Here is a 23,140-nt window from a genome sequence, read left to right on the forward strand (position 1 = left end):
GATAGTCTCAGCCCATTATGTGTTCTGGAATGCGCCGCAATGTATCATGAATCATGTACGGCCCTTCAAAAACTCAGAAGGCAACATTCCGAACTCGTTTTTGAAATTCTGGGCAAAGCGTCGTGGAGAGTTGAAACCGCACATGTAGGCGATTTCGGCAACCTGCATCTGGCTTTGCTCAAGCAGCTGCCGGGCGCGTTTCAATCTGATGGTGCGTATGAATTCAGCCGGGCCTTTGCCTGTGATAGCCATAAGTTTTTTATAGAGATATCCGCGGCTAAGGGCAAGTTCGGAACTCAGTAACTCGACGGAGAAGTCAGAGTCGCTCATATGCTCCTCGACAATGCGAATGGCTTTTTCAACGAGTTTCTCATCAAGTGAGGTTATGGTGATCTCGCTTGGGGAGACATCGAGCTTGTCGCTGAACATCCGGTGGTTGCGTTCGAACAGGTCGATGAATTTCTTTATGCGCAGTTGCAGAAGCTTGAGATTGAACGGTTTGGTCAGATAGTCGTCGGCTCCGAGTTCGAGCCCTTCGAGGCGGTATTCCTCAGCGGTTTTGGCGGTCAGCAGTATGACCGGGATGTGAGACCACCGGATATTGGTCTTGACCTGCCGGCATAGTTCCATTCCGTCCATAACCGGCATCATCACATCGCTAACAATCAGGCTGATGTTTCCTTTGGCCATGATGTCAAGCGCCTCACGTCCGTTGCCTGCTTTGAATATCGTGTAGTCTTTGGATAGAGTGTCGGCTATGAAATCGCGATACTCCTCGTTGTCATCCACAATAAGAATGGTGGCAGGAGAGTCCGCGGCAGATGATTCTTCAGAGGTGTTTTCTGGAGCCGGTGGCTCGGCCGGAGTCCCGGAGGCGCCGGAGTTTTTTTCAAGATCGGATTGAGCGGAGCATCCGTCAACCGGTAGAGTCAGAGTGAATACAGACCCTTTTGGCTGATTGTCGCTGACTGAGATATCGCCTCCGTGCATGCGGGCGTATTCATTCGCTATATGCAGTCCGATTCCGCTTCCGGTTTTATGGTTGCCCTGCTCGCCCTGATAGAAGCGTTCGAAGATATGCTTTTTTGCTTCCGGACTTATGCCTTGGCCGCTGTCGGCGATGCGGATTGTCAGATCTCTGTCTTTCAGAGTGGCTTTCACACTGACGCTGCCTCCGTCAGGGGTATATTTAAACGCGTTAGACAGCAGGTTGTTAAGGATTTTGCCTACTTTCGCGGAGTCAAAGTCCATCATATAGCCTGACGGATCGCATTCGGCGGTAAAATCCATGTTGCGGTTTGCTGCGTAGTCTGTGAAAAGGGCACACTGTTCGCTGATGAAACGCATGATGTCATCTTTACGGCAGTGGAGACCTTCAGCTCCTACATCGAGTTTGCGGAAATCAAGCAGTGTGTTGATAAGGTCGAGAAGTCGTCGGGCGTTTGAAAATATTGTCAGCAGTTTCTTTCTCGTCGGTTCATCTTTCACTTCGTCAAGCAAGACCTGGAGAGGAGCCATGATGAGAGTGAGCGGTGTGCGCAGATCGTGGCTGATATTAGTGAAGAATTTAAGTTTGAGTTCGTTGATCCGTACTATCTGCTGGCTTTCGATGGCCTGCCGCTGGATGGCAAGTTTCTGACGATGTCTTCTTTTGATGAGATTTGCTGTCAGTATTATTCCGCCGATGATAATAGCCATATATATGATGCAGGCCCAGATTGACATATAGAATGGAGGTCTGACGCGGATTTCAAGGATGGCCGGATCTTCCTTCCAGTTGCCGTTCGGGAGACCGGATTTTACTAAAAGTCTGTAATTGCCATAAGGGAGTGATGTAAAAGTCACTTTGTTTTCATCAGTAAAGATCCATCGGGAGTCAATGCCTTCAAGCATGTAGGCATAGCGTACTCCTGATTGGCCGGTCAGGTCACAGACTGTAAATTCGATGGTGATAAGTCTGTCGTCGTAGCTAAGTTCTATCTGCTTTGTTTCCTCCAGCGCATTTTTAAGAATCAGGCGGCCATCGTAGATGGAGTCGATGGCTATGCGTGTGCCTCCGATGTAGAGGCCAGTGAACAGTATGTCAGGTGGCAGACGCCGGTCTTTGAACACTTTTTCCGGATAGAATGATATGCATCCGTCTGAGGTGCCGAACAGAATGGAGTTGCTGTCGGGACGCGTGACGGATTTTGAATTGAAGAATGTGCTTTTGAGACCGTCCTTTTTAGTGTAGTTTCTCATGCTGTAGCTCAGAGTCCTGTCTGCAGCCTCCCGGACAGTGATTATTGAGAGGCCGTTGCTTGTCGAGGCATATATGTGGCCGTCATTGTCTTCCAGGATGGCTCGGATCATGTTGTCGCACAGTCCGCTCTTTTTGTCAAGGTAATACATTGAGTCACGTGAGGTGTCCCAGATCGTGAGGCCTTGGTTATGGCCGATCCACAGGCGTCCTTTGCGGTCTTTGTAGATCTGGGTGACAAATCCTTGTTTCAGGTTTTGGGTATTGCGGCGGTTTGTGAAGTGACCTCTTGCTTTTTTTGTGGCTGTGTCAACCTTATAAAAGCCGTCGAATGATCCGATAAAGACTGTGTCACTCTTGTCTGAGTGGAGACACATGGAGTTGATCTGTTCTCCTTTGGCCGTGAGGAGGGATATGAAGTTATCTGTTTTGCTGTTGATATATTGGGTTCCTTGAAGTGTCGCTATCCATATATTGCCTGATCCGTCGTTCTGAAGAGCCCAGATAATGTCTGATATGAGAGTGCTGTTGGCGGTAGTGAAATGTCTGACGTTGTTTCCGTCTATACAGTAAAGACCGTTGCCGTAGCTGCCGATCCATATGCGGCCGTCGGAATCTTCCTCCAGGCAGATTATTGATCCGCTGAACACTGCCGGAATTCGCTCGATGATCTCGCTTCCTTGGCGCAGGATGAGCAGTCCGTTGCCGTCAGTGCCTATCCACAGATTGTTTCTGCTGTCAGTTAGCAGCGATGCTACATCAAGGCCCCTGCATAGGCTGAAGTTTTCAAACTGCAGCAGGCCGTTGTTATAATATGATATGCCTGATTTGTTATGTCCGAGCCATATTGTCCCTGATTCATCCTGATATAGACAGGATACATTGTCAGACGGCAGTGAGCTGCTTGACAGAAGGTTATGGCGCAGTGCCTGGAATGAGCCGTCTGACTGGTCGAATATGTAGGCTCCGTTGTGGTCTGTTCCGATCCACACATGGCCGTTGCGGTCGTCAAGAATACTTCTGATGCCTTTACTTTGGGTCTCGGTGGCGGGAGTCAGTGAGATTTTGCTCCAGGGGGCTGATTTCTGGCGATAATATATGTCGTTGTCATAGTTGGAAAAAAGCCAGAGGCCCTGTTGATAATCGGCATATATATTGTTGAATGATTTTATTCCGTCAGGAGCTGAAAGAGATTCGATGGCAAGAGTCTGTTTGTCGATTTTCAGGAATCTGCCAGATGGCACCAGTAAATATATGTAGGCCTGGTTATCAGCTATGTTGATTTCGTCGCAGATGAGGTTGAGTCCGGGTTCGATGCTGCGCAATGTGCGCGTTTTCATGTCATAGGCCCAGATTTTCTTGTCAGTGACAACCCATAAGTTAGCTTCGCGGTCGACGTATATCCTGTATTTCTGCTCAACGGTGATTCCATAAGATTCCAGCAATTTGTCGATGTCAGTCGAGAAATCATCTTTCAGGGAGTTGTAGACGGCATAACAGTCAGCGCTTTTCGCCCATATATTCCCGTCGGCATCCTGTTGCAGCGACCAGATGTCATCAACGAACTCGTCCATTTCCCGCTTGGATGCAGCGAGTGAATATTGGGTCAAGCCGAAAGCACGGTGCATGAATTTTGAGAAAAGTGTTAAATTTGTGGCATGAAAACCGCAGATGCAATATGGATGTGCCTGCCCGAGGGCATGGACGAACTATTTGAAATGGTGCGCTTCGAGCGCACGGAACAGTCCTATGACATATGGCTTGACGAAAAGAAGAAACTGTCTGATGAAGACTATCGTAATCCAAATATCGTAGCGCGAGGCTATACGGATTATGTAACAATACAGGACTATCCGATGCGTGGACGGCCTGTATTTCTTCACATGCGCAAGAACAAGTGGTGGGACAGGCAGACCAACGAAATCTTCAGCTACAATCTCGAACTTCCCAACGAGGAAGGAACACGACTCAGCGCCGAGTTCGTGGCTTTTTTAAAAGACGAAGGTGGAGACGACAGCCCTGTCGATTAAACAGATAGCGCAGATGTACTGCGTCAACGGCAAACATTTTGCCGACTTGTACCGCAATAAGATAAGCGGTTACGCCGACTGGTGCGAACAGGAGCTTGGCTGTGGGTTCTATTTCAACGCCGATAATATCGGCCCTTACATGAGTCTTGATGAGACGTGTCTGAGCAACGGGGAGGTATGGACGTTCCTGACCAACAAGGACGGCCACGGAGGCAAGGGAACACTTGCGGCAGCCATTCCCGGAACAAAGAGTGACGAAATTATATCCATACTCATCGGAGCTATGGAGAAATCAATCAGACGCAGGGTCAAGGAAGTGACCTGCGATCTCTCGCCATCAATGATGCTCATAGCCGCAGAAGTGTTCTATAACGCCCATGTAGTCAACGACCGTTTTCATGTCCAACAGGTCTATAATGAGGCCGTTGACGAAATCCGCATTGACATTCGCCGACAGCTCATCGCAGAGGAAAACAACCGCAACAAGTCCGAACCGCCGGTAACGTACTCCAACGGAGAGACCATGCGCCAGATACTGGCTCGCAGCAAACACACTCTGATGATGTCGCAGAACAAATGGACTGACATACAGCGCCATCGTGTCAACATACTGTTCAAATACTATCCAATATTGAAGGCTGCATACAGCCTTGCGATGGAGCTGCGCAAGATTTTCAACGCTAAAATCTCACCGACAAAAGCCATGGGGAGGATGAACAAGTGGTATGAAAAGGTAATGGCATTGGGTAACAACAACTTCCGCTCGGTAATCAAAACATTCAAGAACCACGCCCCAACAATCCTGAACTATTTCCGTCGTCGTGCGACCAATGCCTCTGCCGAGGCATTCAACTCTAAAGTCAAAATATTTCGCTCACAAATGCGTGGTGTCCGGGACCGCGACTTCTTCATCTTCCGATTAGTCAAACTCTACGCCTAAAAATTTAACACTTCTAATTGCCCAATTTAACATATGCACCGTGCTTTCGGCTTGAGCCTGAATATTGCCTGAAGCCATAACCGTCATATCTGTTTAGCCCGGCGGCTGTCCCGACCCAGAGATAACCGTAGTTGTCTTTTAGAATGGTTTTGACATTGCTGTTTGACAGACCGTCTGTAATGTCTAACTTCCGGAATACATAATGACTTTCGGCATTGATATGCCAGACGGCCAATGACAGCAGGATGCATAGCAGAATTCTTTTCATTCGGAGGCTGAAATTTTGCATTTTCACTTTCATACAAAATTATGCAATAATCCATAACTGTCAAAAAAGAATGTCTGTAAAGTCACGTCTCCTGATGTCTCCAATGATGTGTCACCATGTCATCTGCTGCCGGATATCGCTCTATCCTTTAGGCGGCACAAATGTAGGGCAGCGGGGCGTGGTTGACAAAAGAAAATCGCCAGGTCACTGTTTTTTTCAGTGGTCTGGCGATTTGAAACGTTGTCTTACCTGGATTCGAACCAAGACAGGCAGAACCAAAAACTGCAGTGCTACCATTACACCATAAGACAATCCTTTTGCCCAAAGAATCCGTGGTATCAGGGGATACCGATCCTCTAAAGCGATGCAAAGGTAGGCGTTTTTTTGCTATTTCCCAAATCCGGAGGCAATTTTTTGCGTTTTGTGCGGTCGATGCGGCGATCAGAACAGGACATGACGGTGATTTCCGGTCACGCCGGAGGTCTGAAATCTGCGGGTCAGGCGGCTTTCAGCATAGTTGTGAGCAGTAAGGCGATGGTCGGCAGATCAATGTCGTCAGGCATGTTTCTGCGCAGCATTTCAAGCAGTTTCACCTTACGTTTCTTCACGGTTATCTCAGCTACTCCGAGGGTTGCGGCTATTTCTGCGTTCTTAAGTCCGTCTTCGAAACTGAGTTTAAGCAGTTGGCGATAGTCGGGCGGAAGCATTCTGATGGCTGCATAGAGGGTGTCGAGTGTCTCATGCTCAATCAGTGCCCATGTCGCATCGGCTTCATGATCATCTTCGTTTTTTGATTCGGTATAGTTTCTCATGGCCGAAAGTTTGCGCAGGGCCGAGATGGCCTTGTTGCGGATACAGGCAAGGATGTGGGCGCGCCATTGTTCGGCTGTGTCAAACGAATGTCGTTTCTGAGAGAATGTTTGAATTTAAACCAAATTAAACCTTAAGTGGCATAACAAACCCTCAATCAGAGTGTTTGTAGAAGAAAAACGATTAGTATGCATAAAATCAGCTTCTATAAGACCATTGACCCTCGGTCAAAAGTGTCTGATAGAGATTGATTCTATGCATATGAACAATGTTTTTTCTCCTTCAACACTTTGGCTGAGGGTTTGTTATGCCCTATAACATTTTTTTCAATTCTAATTTTAAACAGTTTCTTAAACAAACGCTAAAAATCAGACCGGCTGACGTGGCGGGTGGTAAAGCCTGCCTCAGTCAGCCGGTCTGATATCAGTCAGCGGTAAGATTCGCCTCAGCGGTTAGAGTACATATCCTCGTAGTAGCGCTGGTAGTCGCCTGAGGTTATGTGGTCCATCCATGCTTGGTTGTCGAGATACCAGCGGACAGTTTTTTCGATGCCTTCCTCAAACTGGAGTGAGGGTTCCCAGCCGAGCTCACGCTGGAGCTTGCGTGAGTCGATGGCATAGCGCATGTCGTGGCCGAGACGGTCAGTGACGTAGGTGATGAGGCTGTCGGAGTGGCCTTCGGGGTTGCCGAGCAGACGGTCTACGGTGCGGATGATGACTTTGATCAGGTCGATGTTTTTCCATTCGTTGAAGCCACCGATGTTGTAGGTGTCGGCTATTTTGCCTTTGTGGAAAATCAGGTCGATGGCGCGGGCATGGTCTTCGACAAAGAGCCAGTCGCGGACGTTTTCGCCTTTGCCGTAGACCGGCAGGGGCTTGCGGTGGCGGATGTTGTTGATGAAGAGCGGTATTAGCTTTTCGGGGAACTGGTAGGGCCCATAGTTGTTGGAACAGTTTGTGACAAGCGTCGGCATGCCGTAGGTGTCATGGTAGGCGCGCACAAAGTGGTCGCTCGATGCCTTGGAGGCCGAATAGGGTGAGTGGGGGTTGTATTTGGTTGTCTCAAGAAAGAATTCCCGGCCGTAGGCGTGGTGGTGTTCGGTCGATGAGGCGGTGGTGGTGAAGGGCGATTCGATACCTTGCGGGTCGGTCAGTTCGAGCGCGCCGTAGACTTCGTCGGTGGAGATGTGGTAGAAGAGTTTGCCTTCGTATTTTTCAGGGAGTGATTCCCAGTATTCTTTGGCTGCCTGGAGCAGAGAGAGGGTGCCCATCACGTTTGTGCGCGCGAAGGTGAAGGGATCTTTGATCGAGCGGTCCACGTGGCTTTCGGCGGCGAGGTGGATGATGCCGTCGATATGGTTTTCTGTGATTATGCGGCGCATTTCGTCGAGATCGGCTATATCGGCCTTGACAAAGCTGTAGTTCGGACGGTCTTCGATATCCTTGAGGTTTGCGAGGTTGCCGGCATAGGTGAGTTTGTCGAGATTGACAATACGGTAGTCCGGATATTTGTTGACGAAAAGCCGGACTACGTGCGATCCGATGAATCCGGCTCCGCCGGTGATAAGTATGTTACGCTTCATTTCAATTCCTGATTATATTAATTTCATCATCATCTTTGTCATGATAAATTCCTACGGTTTTAACTATTGTGCTGATTTCAGTTGTAATAAGGGAGTAGGGCTGACAGTCTACCGGCCCATGAATTATAGTATCGGCACCGATTACACAGTTTTCCGGTATAGTTGAATTTTTATATAATTTGCAGTTGTTAGCCACCCATGTATTACTTCCGACAGCGATACTCCCGTAGCCTTTCGAATATCTCTTCTGATCGGTGTATTTCAACTTATGAAAATCGGTGTCGATCATCATGCAGTCCCAGCCTATGAGAATATTATCATTCAATTTGATTGAGTGATAGCATGCTATCTTCAGGCTTGAGGTCGCAATAACTTTTTCTCCGAATTCAAGCACACCGGTCTCGCCTACGGAAATGGCGGATGCATTTCCAACAGATAAATATCCATTGAAAACAATCTTTCCCCTGTTTTCAAGAGTTATTCCTGAGTCAGGATATAAGGAAACATTGTTCACTCCGAATTTGACCAGTCCGAATCTTACAGGACAGTTAAAAATAAACTTGCCGCTGCAATTTCGCAATCTGGCCTTGCGCAATAGAATCGGCAGCCTGGCAGCCTGGCTAAAAGGGAGATGACGGAAATTAAAAATAACTGACGGTATAAGAGCCCGTATTATCCATCTGTTATGCCACAGCTTATCTAATACACCCATTATTTGAGGTTATTGATACAGATTTTCAGTGAGTCGGTCCAATAGGGAATTTCCAAATCGAAGGTTTTCTTGAATTTGGTCTTGTCAAGAACGGAATATGACGGGCGGACCACCGGCGAGGGGAATTCGTCGGAATGACAGGGGCGGATGTCGCAGTCTGTGTTGCCGGCTATCTCGGCAATTATTTTTGTGAAGTCATACCACGAGCAGACCCCTTCGTCGGAGTAGTGGTAGACGCCTTCGTTTCCGTCTATTTTACCGTTGTCGATTATGTCGACGATGGCGTCGGCCAGGTCCTGGGCATAGGTGGGTGTGCCGGCCTGGTCGAAGACAACGTTGAGCTGTGGGCGTGTCGACGTGAGGCCGAGCATGGTCTTGACGAAGTTTTTGCCGTATTCCGAGTAAAGCCAGGCCGTGCGGATGATTATGTGGCGGCATCCGCTTTTGAGGATTGCCTCCTCGCCGTGCAGTTTGGTGCGTCCATAGGCGCCGGTGGGATTTAGCGGTTCGTTCTCGGTGCGCGGTGTGTTGCCGAGATTGCCGCCGAAAACGTAGTCGGTCGAGATGTGGATCAGGGGGATGCCATTGTCGGCGGCGGCTTTTGCGAGATAGCCAACCGCGGTGGCGTTGATCCGCTCGGCAATATCCTCCTGCTCTTCGGCGCGGTCTACGTTGGTGTAGGCCGCACAGTTGACAATGGCCTGGAAATCGTTGCAGCCCACTCCGAGTGCCACGGCTTCGGGGTCGGTTATGTCGAGGTCATAGGCATCTGTGAAAATATATTCGTTCGGAGAGTTTTCTGCCGCTTTTCTGAGGCTTGAGCCAAGTTGGCCGCTGGCGCCTGTTACAAGTATTCGCATGGTGGTTATGAGTCTGTTTTAAATACGTCAGTCCGCAAAATAGAGATCTGTGTGATAGTCAAACGGGGAGTCGAAGTCACTGAGCATCGGGTGACGCATGTCTTTCTCGCTGAGAATGGCCTTGCCGGGCTCGATGAGCCAGTCGATGCCGAGCGATGTATCAAGAATCGATATTCCGCCGTCGGCCTGCGGGGCGTAGTAGTTGTCACATTTATACTGGAAGACGGCGATGTCGGAGAGCACGGCGAAACCGTGGGCGAAACCGCGGGGCACGAAAAACTGACGGTGATTGTCTTCCGACAGCTCGACCGCCACGTGGCGGCCATAGGTCGGGGAGCCTTTGCGGATGTCAACGGCCACGTCAAGCACACGGCCTTTGACGCAGCGCACAAGCTTTGACTGCGTGAACGGCGGAGCCTGAAAATGGAGTCCGCGCATTACTCCGTAGGATGAGCAGCTTTCATTATCCTGCACAAAATCCACAGGGCGCACTTTTTCATCGAATTCTTTCTTTGAATAGCTTTCGAAAAAATATCCTCGTGAGTCGGCGAAGATGCGGGGCTCGATTATCACCACGCCTTCGATATCGGTCTTGATCACTTCCATTTTATGTGAGTGTATGTCAGTCGAGATTTGGGGAATCGGTACGGTCAATCTCGTCAATCACCTTCATCAGATATTGTCCGTACTGGTTTTTCAGCATAGGTTTTGCGATTTCGATCATCCGCTCGCGTGAGATCCATCCCTGGCGGTATGCTATGCCCTCAAGGCAGGCAATCTTCAGCCCCTGGCGCTTCTCAAGCACCTCGACATAGATCGAAGCCTCGGCGAGAGAATCGTGAGTGCCTGTGTCGAGCCAGGCAAAACCGCGGGGAAGAGTCTGCACACGCAGTTCGCCGTCATTCAGAAACTCCTGGTTGACAGTGGTGATCTCCAGCTCTCCGCGGGCTGAGGGTTTGATGCGTGAAGCCACGTCGACAACCTTGTTCGGGTAGAAATAGAGGCCTACCACCGCATAGTTCGACTTCGGATGCTCAGGTTTCTCCTCGATCGACAGGCAGTTGCCATCCTTGTCGAACTCCGCCACTCCATAGCGTTCGGGATCACTTACCCAATAGCCGAACACTGTGGCCTTGTCGCTCTTCTCAGCAGCGGCAACTGACTCCTGGAGCAGCCCGGAGAAGCCTGCGCCGTGGAAAATGTTGTCGCCAAGCACAAGGCAGGCGCAGTCATCACCTATGAAATCCTTGCCGATGATAAAAGCCTGGGCCAATCCGTCGGGCGACGGCTGTTCGGCATACTCGAAGCGGACACCGAAGTCGCTGCCATCGCCGAGCAGACGCTTGAAGCCGGGTAGATCGGCCGGGGTTGATATGATCAGAATGTCTCTTATTCCGGCCAGCATCAGGGTGGAGACCGGATAGTAGATCATGGGTTTGTCATAGATAGGGAGCATCTGTTTGCTGACTCCCTTGGTGATAGGGTAGAGGCGTGTGCCTGAACCTCCGGCCAATACGATTCCTTTCATATGTTTGTGAAGTGGGCTGGTTGCAGGTGGAGCTGTCACAAATTTATTTTCGCGGAGAGGTCTGTGACGATGCAAAATTACGAAATTTTAGATGATTTTTCAAATCCGGCCATCTGTTTTTTTCAATCATTCACCGGCAGGCCTCCCGGACTACAGGCTTGATGGACTCGTTGGGAATAGATAATATAAAGACCACCTGCAATTTCTGCGGATGGTCTGAATCAGAGGGTGTTCAAAAACAACCTCTTAATTTTTTCAGGGTTGCTTACCAGCCCGGATTTTGTGTCAGATTGAGATTGCGTTCCATCTCAACGAGCGGAATGGGCCAAAGTTCATGGCGCGGTTGATATGAACGTGTGTACATCAGATCACCGAAAATATCAGTGGCATCCTTCACCGATTCTTCAAGCAGTCCCCAGCGGCGGAGGTCCCAGTAACGCTGGCCTTCACCGGCGAGTTCGAAGGCGCGTTCTCTCCGGATTCTTTCAGCCATTTCCTCTTTGCTGCCTACGGCAAGCCATGCCGGACCTCTGTCAAGGCCGGGCATACCTACGCGGGCGCGCACTTTGTTGACTTCGACTATGGCCTTGTCTGTAGCTCCGCTTTCATTGTAAGCCTCAGCCAGCATCAGCAGCACATCGCCGAGGCGCAGCAAGGGGAATTCATAGGGTGTGCGGTTGTATTCTCCCCAATAGCCGTCGAGATTGCCTGTCGGTATCCATTTGCGCCAGAAGTATGAATTCCATCCTTCGGAGTTGCGTATGAATGCCATAGCTTCCATCGGAGCACCGCCATTGGAGGGATCGGCAAGCACAAACTGCTTATCCATCGGATTTGATCCGGCATCCGTGCCCAGATAGTGGGAGTATGGGGTGATTACGTTCAGACACAGACGCGGATCGCGCAGACGGTATGCGTCCATGACTTTCGATGTGTCGCAGTCAAGAGTGCTTGTGACCATTGTGCTGGCCTGGTCTATGGCTACTCGCATGTAGCTTTTGCGCAGGTCGGAGCCGCCGTTGTTGAACCCCGGAAACAGATCGTCCCAGTCAAAGGGAGATCCATCGAGATTTTCATACATATCAACGAGTGTGGTCGAGGGTACGATGGCATTGCCTGCAATTAGGCGCATGGTGGATTTGTTGCCGAAATAAGACACTATGTCAAGAGCGTAGCCGGCGGTGTTGCCGTCGATCGACTGGATCGAGAAGATCATTTCGGGACTATGGCTGCCGTTATAGAGGCGAAACAGTTCATTGTAGTCGGGATGAAGCGAATAGCCGTAGTTTTCGGACTTGTTGTAGACAATCTCCTCGAAGTCTGCAATTGCCTTGTCCCACTGGCGGTCGAAGAGGTAGACTTTGCCTCGCAAAGCGTAGGCCGCACCCTTGGTGGCGCGTCCGAGATTCTCGGCATCCCAGCTTACCGGCAGTTTGGCGATGGCTTCGGTCAGATCGTCGATTATATGTTGTCTGATTTCTTCTGCCGAACTGCGCGGGGCGTCAAGGTGGGCAAACTGTTCGTTAATGTCACAGCTTTCGTCATAATATGGCACTCCACCCCAGCAGTTGAGCATTCGGAAATAGGCCATAGCACGGAGAAATTTGGCCTCTCCGGTGACGCGATCGATGGTTGTGGCGCTGATAGGCATTGTGGCCACGTTGCGGATTACTGTGTTGGAGCGGTGGACGAGTTCATAGAGATACTGCCAGTGATTCTGTACTCCTGAGCTGTTTGAGGCGAACGATGTGCCGCGCGAAATATCGGCCCAGGGGCTTGTGCCGTCAGCCAGATCACTGCACATGTCAAATGTGAACTCCAGTCCGAAGCACCATGTGGATTTCATTGCGGCATACATTCCGATGGCTGCCTGCCGGGCATGGTCTTCGGTCTGCCAGAAATTCTGTCCCGACATCTGGTCGCCGGGTGTATAATCAAGGCTTTCGCAGCTGCAGAGCGCGGCTGCTGCGAGGGTGATTCCTGCGAGATATTTCAGCTTAAAATTGTGTGTCATAATGTCAGAATGAAACGTTTAGACCTACCGAATACTGGCGAACCGACGGATAGCCGACTGTGGCGCCGACTTCCGGGTCGAGACCGGGAAAGTCTGTGATTGTAAAGAGGTTGTCTATGCTGGCATAGACCTTGAAGTTTTCAACAAAGAATTTTCTGGTGATCTCCTGAGGGATGGTGTAGCCGAGCTGGATGTTCTTGCATCTCAGATAGGCGGCGTTGTGGACAAAAGCATCGCTGGCAATGTTGTTTCTGCCGTTTGAACTGTTGCGCAGGACCGGATATTTCGAATTGTAGGGATTTTCCGGAGTCCAGGCGTTGTCGGTGATGTCTTTGTTTAGTGACTGTCCCATGACTGTCACGAAGCGGAAGGCCTGGTTGTTGTAATAGACCTGATGGTTGCCAACGCCCTGCAGGAGCATGCTGAAGTCAAAGTTGTTCCATCTGATTCCGAGACTGCCGCCGTAGGTGAGCCGCGGCAGTGTTCCGTGGCCTATCTCCACGCGGTCGGCAGTGTCGAGTTTGCCGTCGCCGTTTGCGTCGCGATAGAGGAAGTCGCCGAGTTCCGGACGCTGGTAGGTGGCGAAATAGTCGGGGTTGCGGTCAACGAGTGACTGCACATAGTCGAGATCGGCCTGATCGCGGACAATGCGGTCGACGGTGATGACATACAGCTGGTTGATCGGCTTGCCCTCCTGGGTCTTGTAGACTCCGCTGATCGACGATACGTCGCCTTGGAATTTTGTGACCTTGTTGGTGACAAATCCCATGTTGAAGCCAAGGTCATAGGACACTTTGCCTATGCGGTCGTTCCAGTGGATGTCAAATTCGAAGCCTTTGTTGTTGACCTCGCCGGCATTCTGGTTGGGGACGGTGCTGGTGCCGTGTTCAAGCGGTGCCGGGAGTGAGATGAGGATTCCTTTGGTGTTCTTGTTGTAGATGTCGACAGATCCGCTCAGACGGCTGTTGAGGAAAGCGTAGTCAATGCCAAGGTTGGTCATATATGTCTTCTCCCAGGTGAGTTCCGGATTGGCGAGCACGGTCTGGGCAAGGCCTCCGGCAATGTTGCCGTTGAGAATGTAGTTGGCGGTGGCAAAGAGAGACTGATACATATAGTAGCTGGTGGTCTCATTGTTGCCGAGCGATCCGTAAGACGCTCTGATTTTCAGCTGGTCGAGCCATGAAGCAGTTCCGTGCATGAAGCCTTCTTCCGAGATGCGCCATGCAGCTGAGACTGAGGGAAAGTAGCCCCAGCGTTTTCCGGGAGCGAATTTCGACGAGCCGTCGGCGCGCAGATTGGCTTCGAGCAGATACTTGTCATCCCAGTTGAGGTTCACGCGGCCGAAGTATGAGCGCATGGCCCATTCGTTGTAGTTTCCGGTGATGCTGCCGTTTGTTGTTCCGGCGTCAATCGCTCCGAGCGAGGGATCTACGAGATCATACTTTATGAAGTAGTCCTGGTCATATTTATTGTACTCCTGGCTCATGCCGGCAAGCACTGATGCTTCAAGGCGGCTGACGTTGAAGCTATAGTTGGCTGTCAGTTCCGAAGAGCGGAAGGTGTTGCGGTAGTTGTAACGGCGGATGTAGGTGCGGACAACGCCTTCGCGTATCAGCACCGGGCCGTCGAATGTGAAGCGGTAGAGGTCGCGGTCAGTCAGATGATGTTCCATGTTGCGCTCCCAGTAATTGTAGGAGAACGAGCCTTTGACTGTCAGACCTTTCAGCGGCTGGAGCATGGCGTAGAGCTTGATTACCGACCGTTTTGTCTTGGTGGGGTAGTCGGTGTCGTAGAACCACTGGCGGCGATAGGGGTTGAAGTTGCTTACGTTTTCTTCCTCCGGATTCTGGATGCCGCCGTAGAGTCCGGTGGCGGGATCGTAGAGCGTCATGCCGGGGACGGTGTTGAAGGCGCCTGATCCGAAGATGACATCGCCTCCGGCAGCCGCGTTTTCAGACGACGGGTTGTTTTCGTCGATATATCCGAAAAGATTGGTGCCTACGGTGAGCCAGGGCTTGATGGTGACATCAAGGTTGGTGCGGAGCTGATAGCGCTTGTAGTCTGTGTAATATATCATGCCGGGGTTGTTGACGTAGCCCAGCGAGATGTTGTATCTGACAGATTTCGATCCTCCCGTGACAGATAGATTGTGGTTCTGTACCACCGAGGGATTTCTGTAGATATGGTCCTGCCAGTCGGTGTTGGGATAGATGGTGGGGTTGCGTCCGGCATCGTTGCGCCATTCGTCGATCTTCCCCTGAGAGAAGCGGGGTGCTTGTCCGTTGACAATGAGACCGGCGTTCTGGATCTCCATGAAATCGGCATAGTCGGTGACGAGGTTGAGGCGTTTTGCCACGGTTTCGAACGATACGTTGCCGCTGTATGTGACTCTCGGAGATTCTTCAGCCCCCTGGCGTGTGGTCACGAGGATGACACCATTGGCGGCTCTTGAGCCGTAGATGGCTGACGATGCCGCGTCTTTGAGCACTGAGATGTTTTCGATGTCCTGAGGATTGATGTCGCTGAGGGCTATTCCGGTCATGCCGTCGACCACAACGAGAGGTGCGGAGTTGTTGAGAGTGCCCTGGCCTCTGACAAGGATCGACTGCGATTCGAATCCGGGGGTATTGCCGCCTGAGTTGCTCACCGAAAGGCCTGAGGCGAGGCCGGCGAGTGCGTTTGTAGCATTGGTGAGAGGACGGTCTTTGAGAGCATCGCTGCCGATTGAAGAGATAGCTCCGGTGAGGTCAACTTTTTTCTGGACCGCATAGCCCACCACCACAACTTCGTCAAGCACAGAGCTGTTTGCTTCCATCTTGATGTCGTAGCGCTCACGTCCGTCGGCAAGGCGGATCTTTACGGTCTTGAATCCGAGATAGGATGCGAGAAGTATTTCGTTGTCATGCACGTCAGGCAGAGTGAAGTTGCCGTCGACATCACTGATGGCTGATTTTTTAGGATTTCTTCTGATTCTGACTGTAACACCTGGGAGTGGTTCGCCGGTCTTATCGGTTATTGTGCCGGTTACAGTATAGGCTGGTGATGTCACAGGTGCTGTGAGCGGTTCTTCCGCTATGATTGTGTTTGTGTTGGCGGACAAAGAAGCACTTCCTGTAAGTATGATGAACAGAACTGATGAAAGATATTTCATTGTAGTTTATTGCAAATTATGACAACAAAGGTAAAATTGCAACAAATACGATAAAAGTATGTGTAAACAGACAGCCGAAATCTGACAATGAAATGCAATGCGGAGGAGTAGGGAGCGAATGGGGCGGGGTGGAGGGCGGGGCTGGATAAAATAAAAAATCCGCAATAATCGTCAGACGATCTGTTGCGGATTTTTCGAGGTGTCCGAGATGAGATTCGAACTCACACAGCCTTACGGCCACTACCCCCTCAAAGTAGCGTGTCTACCAATTCCACCACCCGGACATAGGTGTTTGTCTGTCAAGACATCTGTTGGTTGTCATTAGAGCGAAAAACGGGACTCGAACCCGCGACCCCAACCTTGGCAAGGTTGTGCTCTACCAACTGAGCTATTTTCGCGAGTTTGGTGACTCGACAGACAAGTGGTTTTAAATCAGTAACGGTCGAAAAACGATCCATTACAGATTTAATCGAGGTGTCCGAGATGAGATTCGAACTCACACAGCCTTACGGCCACTACCCCCTCAAAGTAGCGTGTCTACCAATTCCACCACCCGGACATGGTGTCTGTCAAGATTTCTGTTGAAGGTTTGATGGAGCGAAAAACGGGACTCGAACCCGCGACCCCAACCTTGGCAAGGTTGTGCTCTACCAACTGAGCTATTTTCGCAAGTGCGAAAACTCGACAGACAAGTATTTTAAATGTTCTCTTTGAGCGAAAAACGGGACTCGAACCCGCGACCCCAACCTTGGCAAGGTTGTGCTCTACCAACTGAGCTATTTTCGCAAATCTGATGGCTTTAAACGGTGTCATTTCCGTTTTGCGATGCAAAGGTAGGAAGTTATTTTCGGCTGTGCAAATATTCTTAGCTAATTTAATAGTCGTTAACAAAAGTAGCGCTGAGGGGGTTGTGGAATGTGAACTGATGTTAAATATTATTGCTGCGCTTTCAACTATAAGCCGCACGGAGATGTTTCTGCTATAAATGATTATTTTTTAGAAGAAAATAGGTATGAAAAAACTGATACTTCTGCGACACGGGCAGAGCCAATGGAATCTTGAAAACCGCTTTACGGGATGGACCGATGTGGAACTTTCGCCCAAAGGCCGCGTAGAGGCCCGGAGGGCGGGGGAACTGATAGCAGCGTCAGGCCTTGAGCCGCGATATTGTTTCACTTCCTATCTGCGCCGTGCCATCCAGACTCTTGATATAACGCTTGACGCTATGGACAGGCTGTGGCTGCCGGTGGTGAAAGACTGGCACCTTAACGAGCGCCACTATGGTGCATTGCAGGGGCTGAACAAGGCTGACACGGCTGCTAAGTTCGGCGATGAGCAGGTGCACATCTGGCGTCGGAGTTATGATGTGGCGCCTCCGGCTTTGGCTGTGAATGACGAGCGCTATCCGGGGGCTGATCCGCGCTATGCCTCTCTTCCGGAGGAGGACTTGCCGCTGACGGAGTCACTTGAGGATACGGTCAGGCGTGTGGCACCATGCTGGGAAGAGCTGATTGCGCCGGCGCTTGCGGTCTATGGCACTGTCTTTGTGGCGGCCCACGGCAACTCGCTTCGCGCGCTGGTGATGATGCTTTTGAAGAAGACACCTGAGGAGATTGTTGCGGAAGAGATCCCAACCGGAGTGCCACGTGTCATCGGTCTGAGCGATCGCCTGGCGGTGGAGTCTGACCGATATCTTAAATAATATTGCGGGGATTGAAAGAGAAAAGTGGTGATGAATCTTCTGATTCATCACCACTTTGGGTGAACAGTGGGGGTCGAACCCACGACCTTCGGAACCACAATCCGACGCTCTAACCAACTGAGCTATGCTCACCATGTTTTGGTTTTGCGCTGCAAAGGTAGGGCGTTTTTTTGAATCTACCAAATATTTTTCAATAAAATTTGCGCTATTTTTTTGTGGCGAGGTGCGCCGAGGCTGCGATGGGCTGCAAAAAAGGTCCGAGACCGATAGGAAAATGGAGGGAAAACGCAGCGTCATTACATATGTTATTATATAAGGTGGGGGAAATGTGGAAAAAAATCATTAACGCAATTATATACAATACACACCTAAGTTAGTATAAAGGCGTTTAAGTGGAATGTTCCTGCATATGGCCTGCACTTTTCTGTCTAATTAAAGGTCTTTATACTGACTTTTAGACTGATTATTGCAATAAAAATAACCTAAGATTTTGTTACTCAGAAATTTGGATATATCACCGATTTTTACTAACTTTAAGCAAATTTCGGTGAAATATGAGCGAAAAATATAATCTTTTCTACTTCTTTAAACAATTTCCCGATGAAGATGCCTGCCGAAAATATCTTGAGAAACGCAGATGGAATAATTCACCTATTTGTCCGCATTGCTGCAATGCACAAAAGATATACCGCTATAAAAATGGCAAAACATTCAAATGCGCACATTGCCTAAAGCAGTTCAAAGTTACGACAGGCACCATATTCGAGAACTCTAACATATCCTTACAGAAATGGTTTCTCACATTCTACTTAATCGCGTTATCAAAGAAAGGCATTAGCTCCGTTGAGTTGTCAAAAATAATCGGTGTAACGCAAAAGACAGCGTGGTATCTTTTGCACAAGATACGATATATGCTGGAACATCGTAATTCCGACAACCAATTACGCGGTATAGTAGAAGTTGATGAAACTTATGTAGGTGGTAAGAAGAAAGGGAAGCGTGGTAGGGGTTCCGAAAATAAAACTCCTGTATTCGGAGCTGTGCAACGCAGAGGTCGTTTATCCATAATACCGGTGGAAAACACCAAGCGGAAAACATTAGAGCCGATTATTCACAAAAGGATAAAAGGAGGTTCCCATATTATGAGTGACGAATGGCGGGCGTACACAAAACTTGATACGGATTATGAACATAGCATAGTCAAACATAAAATCAAGGAATATGTGCGTGGTAATGTCCATACAAATACTATTGAGGGTGCATGGTCACATTTGAAAAGGTCAATGATGGGAACTTACCATAGACCAAGTAAAAAGCACCTTGATAAGTATTGTGCGGAATATGAGTTCACATATAACACTCGAAAGGAATCGCCATTAGCTAAATTCAATCAAATAATAGATAAAAATTTAATCCGTGTCGGCTATTCGGATATAACCGGCACATAAAATATTTTACATTTATGGAAATAGTTTCAGTGAAACTCGTGATGTTCAAACAAAAAACCATACACGAGGAGGGAGAGTATTGTAGTTACTGTCCAGCATTAGGCGCGTTCCACGTTATGACTTCTTTTGAAAAATTACTTGCCTATATGCAAGACCGACTTGAAAGAGACCTTGCAGGACGTATTCATTACCGCAATCTTAAAAATAGAGGTTGGGAAGTGAGTGAAAATTCGGCAAAACCACCTACCTTTGCAGATGAGGAATTGGTGAAACGTACCGAAGAATCATTTGAAGTCAAAATTAAAGAACCCATTATCGTAGAATTATATGCCGAACTCACACCACCAAGAGACCCATACTCCCACTTGTTTCCACACGAGAATAGTTGAGGACTTTTTAGGAGTACACGATTTCATACCAGCAATTCTCACAGAGTGTACGTTGTTCAAAAAAGGAGAACTCCGTGTAGAAGTTCCCCATTTGAAAATGCTATCCAAAAATAAAGTTATGGATTTACTCGTTGATGCGGAAATGTCATTTAGTGAGTTTGAAGATTACAACAATCATCTGCAAGCAATGAAAGGTTTTGATGAATTGGTAAAAATCTCAGGACGCACATTGAAAAAGTAATTTATTTTTTATTTTTACTGCTTGATGCAAGCAAAATTATCCCTGCCACCGTAGCACATATCCAACCCGCAGTCCCGAAAAACAAAAGGACGATAAACAATATCGCAATAACACAGCCTTTCATCTTATTTGGTTCTGTAAATGGCTATTTCATATTCATTGGCATATCTGCCACTATTCGCTACATCCAAATAAACCTTTCCGTTTTTTGTTGTCTTTCGGTATTGGATAACATTAGTATTGTACACATCTGAAACAATCTTGCCTGTATTAGACCGGATATTTACATTTTTACCCGTACCGACTTTTTCATATCCATAATCCAAAGCCTTCTTGACAAAGTTATCAGCATCTTCACCAAATAGACGGAGTGTCATTTGGGTGATTACCCCTTTTTCATTGGCTTCCATACCTACAAAGCAGGTTCCAAAATCATAGAAAAAAGTTAAGTTTAGGATTTGCGCTGGAGTTACCTCCAATTCCTTTTCGATAGTCGCTATCGTTAAAAAGGAAGCACCTATCCAATTGGTGTAATATTCAGGAGTGAGTAATGCAGCGCGTTTCTCCTCCGCACTTGACGGGACTTGCGCCATTGTTGTTAGAGCCAATACCGCGAAAAATACGGTAAGAACCAACTGCTTGAATTTTATTTGGGTCAAGCCGAAAGCACGGTGCATGAATTTTGAGAAAAGTGTTAAATTTGTGGCATGAAAACCGCAGATGCAATATGGATGTGCCTGCCCGAGGGCATGGACGAACTATTTGAAATGGTGCGCTTCGAGCGCACGGAACAGTCCTATGACATATGGCTTGACGAAAAGAAGAAACTGTCTGATGAAGACTATCGTAATCCAAATATCGTAGCGCGAGGCTATACGGATTATGTAACAATACAGGACTATCCGATGCGTGGACGGCCTGTATTTCTTCACATGCGCAAGAACAAGTGGTGGGACAGGCAGACCAACGAAATCTTCAGCTACAATCTCGAACTTCCCAACGAGGAAGGAACACGACTCAGCGCCGAGTTCGTGGCTTTTTTAAAAGACGAAGGTGGAGACGACAGCCCTGTCGATTAAACAGATAGCGCAGATGTACTGCGTCAACGGCAAACATTTTGCCGACTTGTACCGCAATAAGATAAGCGGTTACGCCGACTGGTGCGAACAGGAGCTTGGCTGTGGGTTCTATTTCAACGCCGATAATATCGGCCCTTACATGAGTCTTGATGAGACGTGTCTGAGCAACGGGGAGGTATGGACGTTCCTGACCAACAAGGACGGCCACGGAGGCAAGGGAACACTTGCGGCAGCCATTCCCGGAACAAAGAGTGACGAAATTATATCCATACTCATCGGAGCTATGGAGAAATCAATCAGACGCAGGGTCAAGGAAGTGACCTGCGATCTCTCGCCATCAATGATGCTCATAGCCGCAGAAGTGTTCTATAACGCCCATGTAGTCAACGACCGTTTTCATGTCCAACAGGTCTATAATGAGGCCGTTGACGAAATCCGCATTGACATTCGCCGACAGCTCATCGCAGAGGAAAACAACCGCAACAAGTCCGAACCGCCGGTAACGTACTCCAACGGAGAGACCATGCGCCAGATACTGGCTCGCAGCAAACACACTCTGATGATGTCGCAGAACAAATGGACTGACATACAGCGCCATCGTGTCAACATACTGTTCAAATACTATCCAATATTGAAGGCTGCATACAGCCTTGCGATGGAGCTGCGCAAGATTTTCAACGCTAAAATCTCACCGACAAAAGCCATGGGGAGGATGAACAAGTGGTATGAAAAGGTAATGGCATTGGGTAACAACAACTTCCGCTCGGTAATCAAAACATTCAAGAACCACGCCCCAACAATCCTGAACTATTTCCGTCGTCGTGCGACCAATGCCTCTGCCGAGGCATTCAACTCTAAAGTCAAAATATTTCGCTCACAAATGCGTGGTGTCCGGGACCGCGACTTCTTCATCTTCCGATTAGTCAAACTCTACGCCTAAAAATTTAACACTTCTAATTGCCCAATTTAACATATGCACCGTGCTTTCGGCTTGAGCCTTTTATTTCCATTTTACATTATTTAGTTAGACAATATTCTGTAAAATGGCAACGATACATACGAAAAACGTAGAACCGAAGCCCAACGTCGTCGTGGCCTACCACAGCCAACTTTCCCATGAGCATGGTTCTACGTTATGCGCGTAGACATACCTCGCCCATTGGGAAAGTTATCAGTAAGCCTTATCTTATATCAAGGTGGTAGTTCGACGACGATTAGGCTATATGTTACAAAAGAACGCAAGCATTCGATTTGTAACACAAAGGTAGTATATTTTTATAAAAATAGCTAAATCTAAGAGTATTTTTCTCTTGTATTTGTTTTTAATTAGTAAATTTGCAGAAAATATATGACTCGAACTATGTGTAAAATCTCTGTAGATACTGTGATTAGAGCAAATAAACGCACTATTCAGCAAAGCCGTAGTAACCAAATTAACTATGGTGAAGTTATTATGCAGACATCGGAGTTAAATATATCTGTTTCAGTTATGGGTGTGATTCACTCCAGAACAATTTCAACTAAACAAATTAGAGAATCCTTTGAAAAAGCTATAAATCTTCATGTCAAGAAACTATAATTACATATATTCTCAACTGGTAGAGGATAAAGCCGACATTATAGGGCATATTGCTTATGCTTTATACAAAGAAGATAAAATAGACTACATTACAAAGTTTAAGCATGAAAATGGGGGTACAGAGCCAACAGAGGAAGACCTTAAACCTTTTAATCTCATAAGTAGTACCCAAAATAGTCTCGACAGATACAAATTCATAGCCTCATGTATCTTGCAGACTTTTCTCTCTAACTCATTAGAAGAGTCTAAAAAGGATGTTGAGGATAATATGAATCAAAATCACCTTGCTTTAATGGATGAAGTCATTAAACCGATAAAACCGGCATCAACATGGAAGTGTTACATACATGGGACACTTCAAAGTGTTCTTGGTGCATTTATATTCATGCTACTTTTATGCAGTTTAATGTTTATTCTGAATTTTTCTGAGAATCAGTATACACTTACGTTTGGAGGTAAAGGCGACGCTAAAATTGAAAAAGTTGTAAATAGCTCTATGCCTAACGATTCTATCTTTCATGAAGAGTCAAAACAAGAGTAATTTTGCACTCTCTATTTAATATCTTTT

20 protein-coding genes and 6 tRNA genes are annotated in these 23,140 nt (G+C 48.2%); 9 read left to right on the forward strand and 17 right to left on the reverse strand.

Annotated elements, in window-relative coordinates:
• Positions 1–51 precede the first annotated feature (51 nt).
• Complete coding sequence (locus tag FDZ78_RS10835) at positions 52–3,867, reverse strand: hybrid sensor histidine kinase/response regulator transcription factor (RefSeq protein WP_137426202.1); 3,816 nt, start codon at positions 3,865–3,867, stop codon at positions 52–54.
• A gap of 30 nt (positions 3,868–3,897) precedes the next feature.
• Here FDZ78_RS10835 and FDZ78_RS10840 point away from each other — a divergent pair, with 30 nt between their 5' ends.
• Together FDZ78_RS10840 and FDZ78_RS10845 are read left to right on the forward strand one after the other, a co-directional pair.
• Positions 3,898–4,269, forward strand: a complete 372-nt coding sequence (locus FDZ78_RS10840) for a transposase family protein (protein WP_107037111.1) — start codon at positions 3,898–3,900, stop codon at positions 4,267–4,269.
• The gene (locus FDZ78_RS10845; protein ID WP_240740261.1) at positions 4,244–5,209 is read left to right on the forward strand and encodes a transposase; all 966 of its coding nucleotides are present in this window, start codon (positions 4,244–4,246) and stop codon (positions 5,207–5,209) included. Before FDZ78_RS10840 ends, FDZ78_RS10845 begins: the two co-directional genes overlap by 26 nt.
• Positions 5,210–5,222: 13 nt before the next feature.
• On the opposite strand, the gene FDZ78_RS10850 is transcribed toward FDZ78_RS10845, so the two are convergent.
• The 14 genes from FDZ78_RS10850 to FDZ78_RS10920 all read right to left on the reverse strand — a co-directional run bounded on the left by FDZ78_RS10850 (position 5,223) and on the right by FDZ78_RS10920 (position 16,920).
• Positions 5,223–5,477, reverse strand: coding sequence for a two-component regulator propeller domain-containing protein (locus tag FDZ78_RS10850; protein ID WP_168190010.1), 255 nt, complete (start codon positions 5,475–5,477; stop codon positions 5,223–5,225).
• Positions 5,478–5,974: 497 nt separating this feature from the next.
• Positions 5,975–6,403: an RNA polymerase sigma factor gene (locus FDZ78_RS10860; RefSeq protein WP_136408542.1), complete on the reverse strand. Its 429-nt coding sequence runs from the start codon at positions 6,401–6,403 to the stop codon at positions 5,975–5,977.
• A gap of 329 nt (positions 6,404–6,732) precedes the next feature.
• Positions 6,733–7,869 carry a dTDP-glucose 4,6-dehydratase gene (locus FDZ78_RS10865; protein ID WP_136408543.1) on the reverse strand — a complete coding sequence of 379 codons (1,137 nt, stop codon included), beginning with the start codon at positions 7,867–7,869 and terminating at the stop codon, positions 6,733–6,735.
• A 1-nt stretch (position 7,870) separates the two neighbouring features.
• Positions 7,871–8,383 carry a hypothetical protein gene (locus tag FDZ78_RS10870; RefSeq protein WP_161553598.1) on the reverse strand — a complete coding sequence of 171 codons (513 nt, stop codon included), beginning with the start codon at positions 8,381–8,383 and terminating at the stop codon, positions 7,871–7,873.
• A 197-nt stretch (positions 8,384–8,580) separates the two neighbouring features.
• Positions 8,581–9,441 carry a dTDP-4-dehydrorhamnose reductase gene (gene rfbD, locus FDZ78_RS10875; protein WP_136408544.1) on the reverse strand — a complete coding sequence of 287 codons (861 nt, stop codon included), beginning with the start codon at positions 9,439–9,441 and terminating at the stop codon, positions 8,581–8,583.
• 27 nt (positions 9,442–9,468) lie between these two features.
• Positions 9,469–10,047, reverse strand: a complete 579-nt coding sequence (rfbC, locus tag FDZ78_RS10880; RefSeq protein WP_136408545.1) for a dTDP-4-dehydrorhamnose 3,5-epimerase — start codon at positions 10,045–10,047, stop codon at positions 9,469–9,471.
• Between the two features lie 16 nt (positions 10,048–10,063).
• Complete coding sequence (gene rfbA, locus FDZ78_RS10885; RefSeq protein WP_107032932.1) at positions 10,064–10,969, reverse strand: glucose-1-phosphate thymidylyltransferase RfbA; 906 nt, start codon at positions 10,967–10,969, stop codon at positions 10,064–10,066.
• Positions 10,970–11,234: 265 nt separating this feature from the next.
• Positions 11,235–12,983 carry a RagB/SusD family nutrient uptake outer membrane protein gene (locus FDZ78_RS10890; protein ID WP_124075517.1) on the reverse strand — a complete coding sequence of 583 codons (1,749 nt, stop codon included), beginning with the start codon at positions 12,981–12,983 and terminating at the stop codon, positions 11,235–11,237.
• A gap of 4 nt (positions 12,984–12,987) precedes the next feature.
• A complete protein-coding gene (locus FDZ78_RS10895; protein WP_136408546.1) occupies positions 12,988–16,134 on the reverse strand; it encodes a TonB-dependent receptor in 3,147 nt (1,048 codons plus the stop codon).
• Positions 16,135–16,334: 200 nt separating this feature from the next.
• Positions 16,335–16,418, reverse strand: a tRNA-Leu gene (locus FDZ78_RS10900).
• A 41-nt stretch (positions 16,419–16,459) separates the two neighbouring features.
• Positions 16,460–16,532: transfer RNA gene (locus tag FDZ78_RS10905), tRNA-Gly, on the reverse strand.
• 77 nt (positions 16,533–16,609) lie between these two features.
• Positions 16,610–16,693 (reverse strand) — tRNA-Leu (locus FDZ78_RS10910).
• A gap of 34 nt (positions 16,694–16,727) precedes the next feature.
• Positions 16,728–16,803: transfer RNA gene (locus FDZ78_RS10915), tRNA-Gly, on the reverse strand.
• A gap of 44 nt (positions 16,804–16,847) precedes the next feature.
• Positions 16,848–16,920, reverse strand: a tRNA-Gly gene (locus FDZ78_RS10920).
• Between the two features lie 226 nt (positions 16,921–17,146).
• Here FDZ78_RS10920 and gpmA point away from each other — a divergent pair.
• A complete protein-coding gene (gene gpmA, locus FDZ78_RS10925; RefSeq protein WP_136408547.1) occupies positions 17,147–17,836 on the forward strand; it encodes a 2,3-diphosphoglycerate-dependent phosphoglycerate mutase in 690 nt (229 codons plus the stop codon).
• Positions 17,837–17,894: 58 nt separating this feature from the next.
• Here gpmA and FDZ78_RS10930 read toward each other — a convergent pair.
• Positions 17,895–17,968 (reverse strand) — tRNA-His (locus tag FDZ78_RS10930).
• A 422-nt stretch (positions 17,969–18,390) separates the two neighbouring features.
• On the opposite strand from FDZ78_RS10930, the gene FDZ78_RS10935 reads away from it, so the two are divergent.
• From FDZ78_RS10935 to FDZ78_RS14910, 3 genes are all read left to right on the forward strand, one after another.
• Positions 18,391–19,284 carry an IS1595 family transposase gene (locus FDZ78_RS10935; RefSeq protein WP_136408548.1) on the forward strand — a complete coding sequence of 298 codons (894 nt, stop codon included), beginning with the start codon at positions 18,391–18,393 and terminating at the stop codon, positions 19,282–19,284.
• Between the two features lie 14 nt (positions 19,285–19,298).
• Positions 19,299–19,673, forward strand: coding sequence for a hypothetical protein (locus tag FDZ78_RS10940; RefSeq protein ID WP_136408549.1), 375 nt, complete (start codon positions 19,299–19,301; stop codon positions 19,671–19,673).
• A 118-nt stretch (positions 19,674–19,791) separates the two neighbouring features.
• A complete protein-coding gene (locus FDZ78_RS14910; RefSeq protein ID WP_255575943.1) occupies positions 19,792–19,914 on the forward strand; it encodes a hypothetical protein in 123 nt (40 codons plus the stop codon).
• Positions 19,915–20,039: 125 nt separating this feature from the next.
• Here FDZ78_RS14910 and FDZ78_RS10950 read toward each other — a convergent pair whose 3' ends face one another.
• Positions 20,040–20,591 carry a hypothetical protein gene (locus tag FDZ78_RS10950; RefSeq protein ID WP_136408551.1) on the reverse strand — a complete coding sequence of 184 codons (552 nt, stop codon included), beginning with the start codon at positions 20,589–20,591 and terminating at the stop codon, positions 20,040–20,042.
• 30 nt (positions 20,592–20,621) lie between these two features.
• Here FDZ78_RS10950 and FDZ78_RS10955 point away from each other — a divergent pair, with 30 nt between their 5' ends.
• From FDZ78_RS10955 to FDZ78_RS10965, 3 genes are all read left to right on the forward strand, one after another.
• Entirely contained in the window at positions 20,622–20,993 is a 372-nt protein-coding gene (locus tag FDZ78_RS10955; protein ID WP_107037111.1) for a transposase family protein, read from the forward strand.
• Positions 20,968–21,933, forward strand: coding sequence for a transposase (locus FDZ78_RS10960; protein ID WP_240740261.1), 966 nt, complete (start codon positions 20,968–20,970; stop codon positions 21,931–21,933). Before FDZ78_RS10955 ends, FDZ78_RS10960 begins: the two co-directional genes overlap by 26 nt.
• A gap of 622 nt (positions 21,934–22,555) precedes the next feature.
• A complete protein-coding gene (locus tag FDZ78_RS10965; RefSeq protein WP_136408552.1) occupies positions 22,556–23,113 on the forward strand; it encodes a hypothetical protein in 558 nt (185 codons plus the stop codon).
• Positions 23,114–23,140 lie beyond the last annotated feature (27 nt).

Origin of the sequence: Duncaniella sp. B8, from assembly GCF_005304985.1 — a bacterium.
GTDB classification, from domain to species: Bacteria; Bacteroidota; Bacteroidia; order Bacteroidales; family Muribaculaceae; genus Duncaniella; species Duncaniella muris.

Coding starts and splice junctions, on each gene's coding strand:
- rfbD (WP_136408544.1), bottom strand. CDS start 9,441: ATGCGAATACTTGTAACAGGCGCCAGCGGCCAACTTGGCTCAAGCCTC.
- FDZ78_RS10840 (WP_107037111.1), top strand. CDS start 3,898: ATGAAAACCGCAGATGCAATATGGATGTGCCTGCCCGAGGGCATGGAC.
- FDZ78_RS10955 (WP_107037111.1), top strand. CDS start 20,622: ATGAAAACCGCAGATGCAATATGGATGTGCCTGCCCGAGGGCATGGAC.
- gpmA (WP_136408547.1), top strand. CDS start 17,147: ATGAAAAAACTGATACTTCTGCGACACGGGCAGAGCCAATGGAATCTT.
- FDZ78_RS10935 (WP_136408548.1), top strand. CDS start 18,391: ATGAGCGAAAAATATAATCTTTTCTACTTCTTTAAACAATTTCCCGAT.
- FDZ78_RS10965 (WP_136408552.1), top strand. CDS start 22,556: ATGTCAAGAAACTATAATTACATATATTCTCAACTGGTAGAGGATAAA.
- FDZ78_RS10835 (WP_137426202.1), bottom strand. CDS start 3,867: ATGCACCGTGCTTTCGGCTTGACCCAATATTCACTCGCTGCATCCAAG.
- FDZ78_RS14910 (WP_255575943.1), top strand. CDS start 19,792: ATGGATTTACTCGTTGATGCGGAAATGTCATTTAGTGAGTTTGAAGAT.
- rfbA (WP_107032932.1), bottom strand. CDS start 10,969: ATGAAAGGAATCGTATTGGCCGGAGGTTCAGGCACACGCCTCTACCCT.
- FDZ78_RS10895 (WP_136408546.1), bottom strand. CDS start 16,134: ATGAAATATCTTTCATCAGTTCTGTTCATCATACTTACAGGAAGTGCT.
- FDZ78_RS10890 (WP_124075517.1), bottom strand. CDS start 12,983: ATGACACACAATTTTAAGCTGAAATATCTCGCAGGAATCACCCTCGCA.
- FDZ78_RS10940 (WP_136408549.1), top strand. CDS start 19,299: ATGGAAATAGTTTCAGTGAAACTCGTGATGTTCAAACAAAAAACCATA.
- FDZ78_RS10865 (WP_136408543.1), bottom strand. CDS start 7,869: ATGAAGCGTAACATACTTATCACCGGCGGAGCCGGATTCATCGGATCG.
- rfbC (WP_136408545.1), bottom strand. CDS start 10,047: ATGGAAGTGATCAAGACCGATATCGAAGGCGTGGTGATAATCGAGCCC.
- FDZ78_RS10950 (WP_136408551.1), bottom strand. CDS start 20,591: ATGCACCGTGCTTTCGGCTTGACCCAAATAAAATTCAAGCAGTTGGTT.
- FDZ78_RS10850 (WP_168190010.1), bottom strand. CDS start 5,477: ATGAAAAGAATTCTGCTATGCATCCTGCTGTCATTGGCCGTCTGGCAT.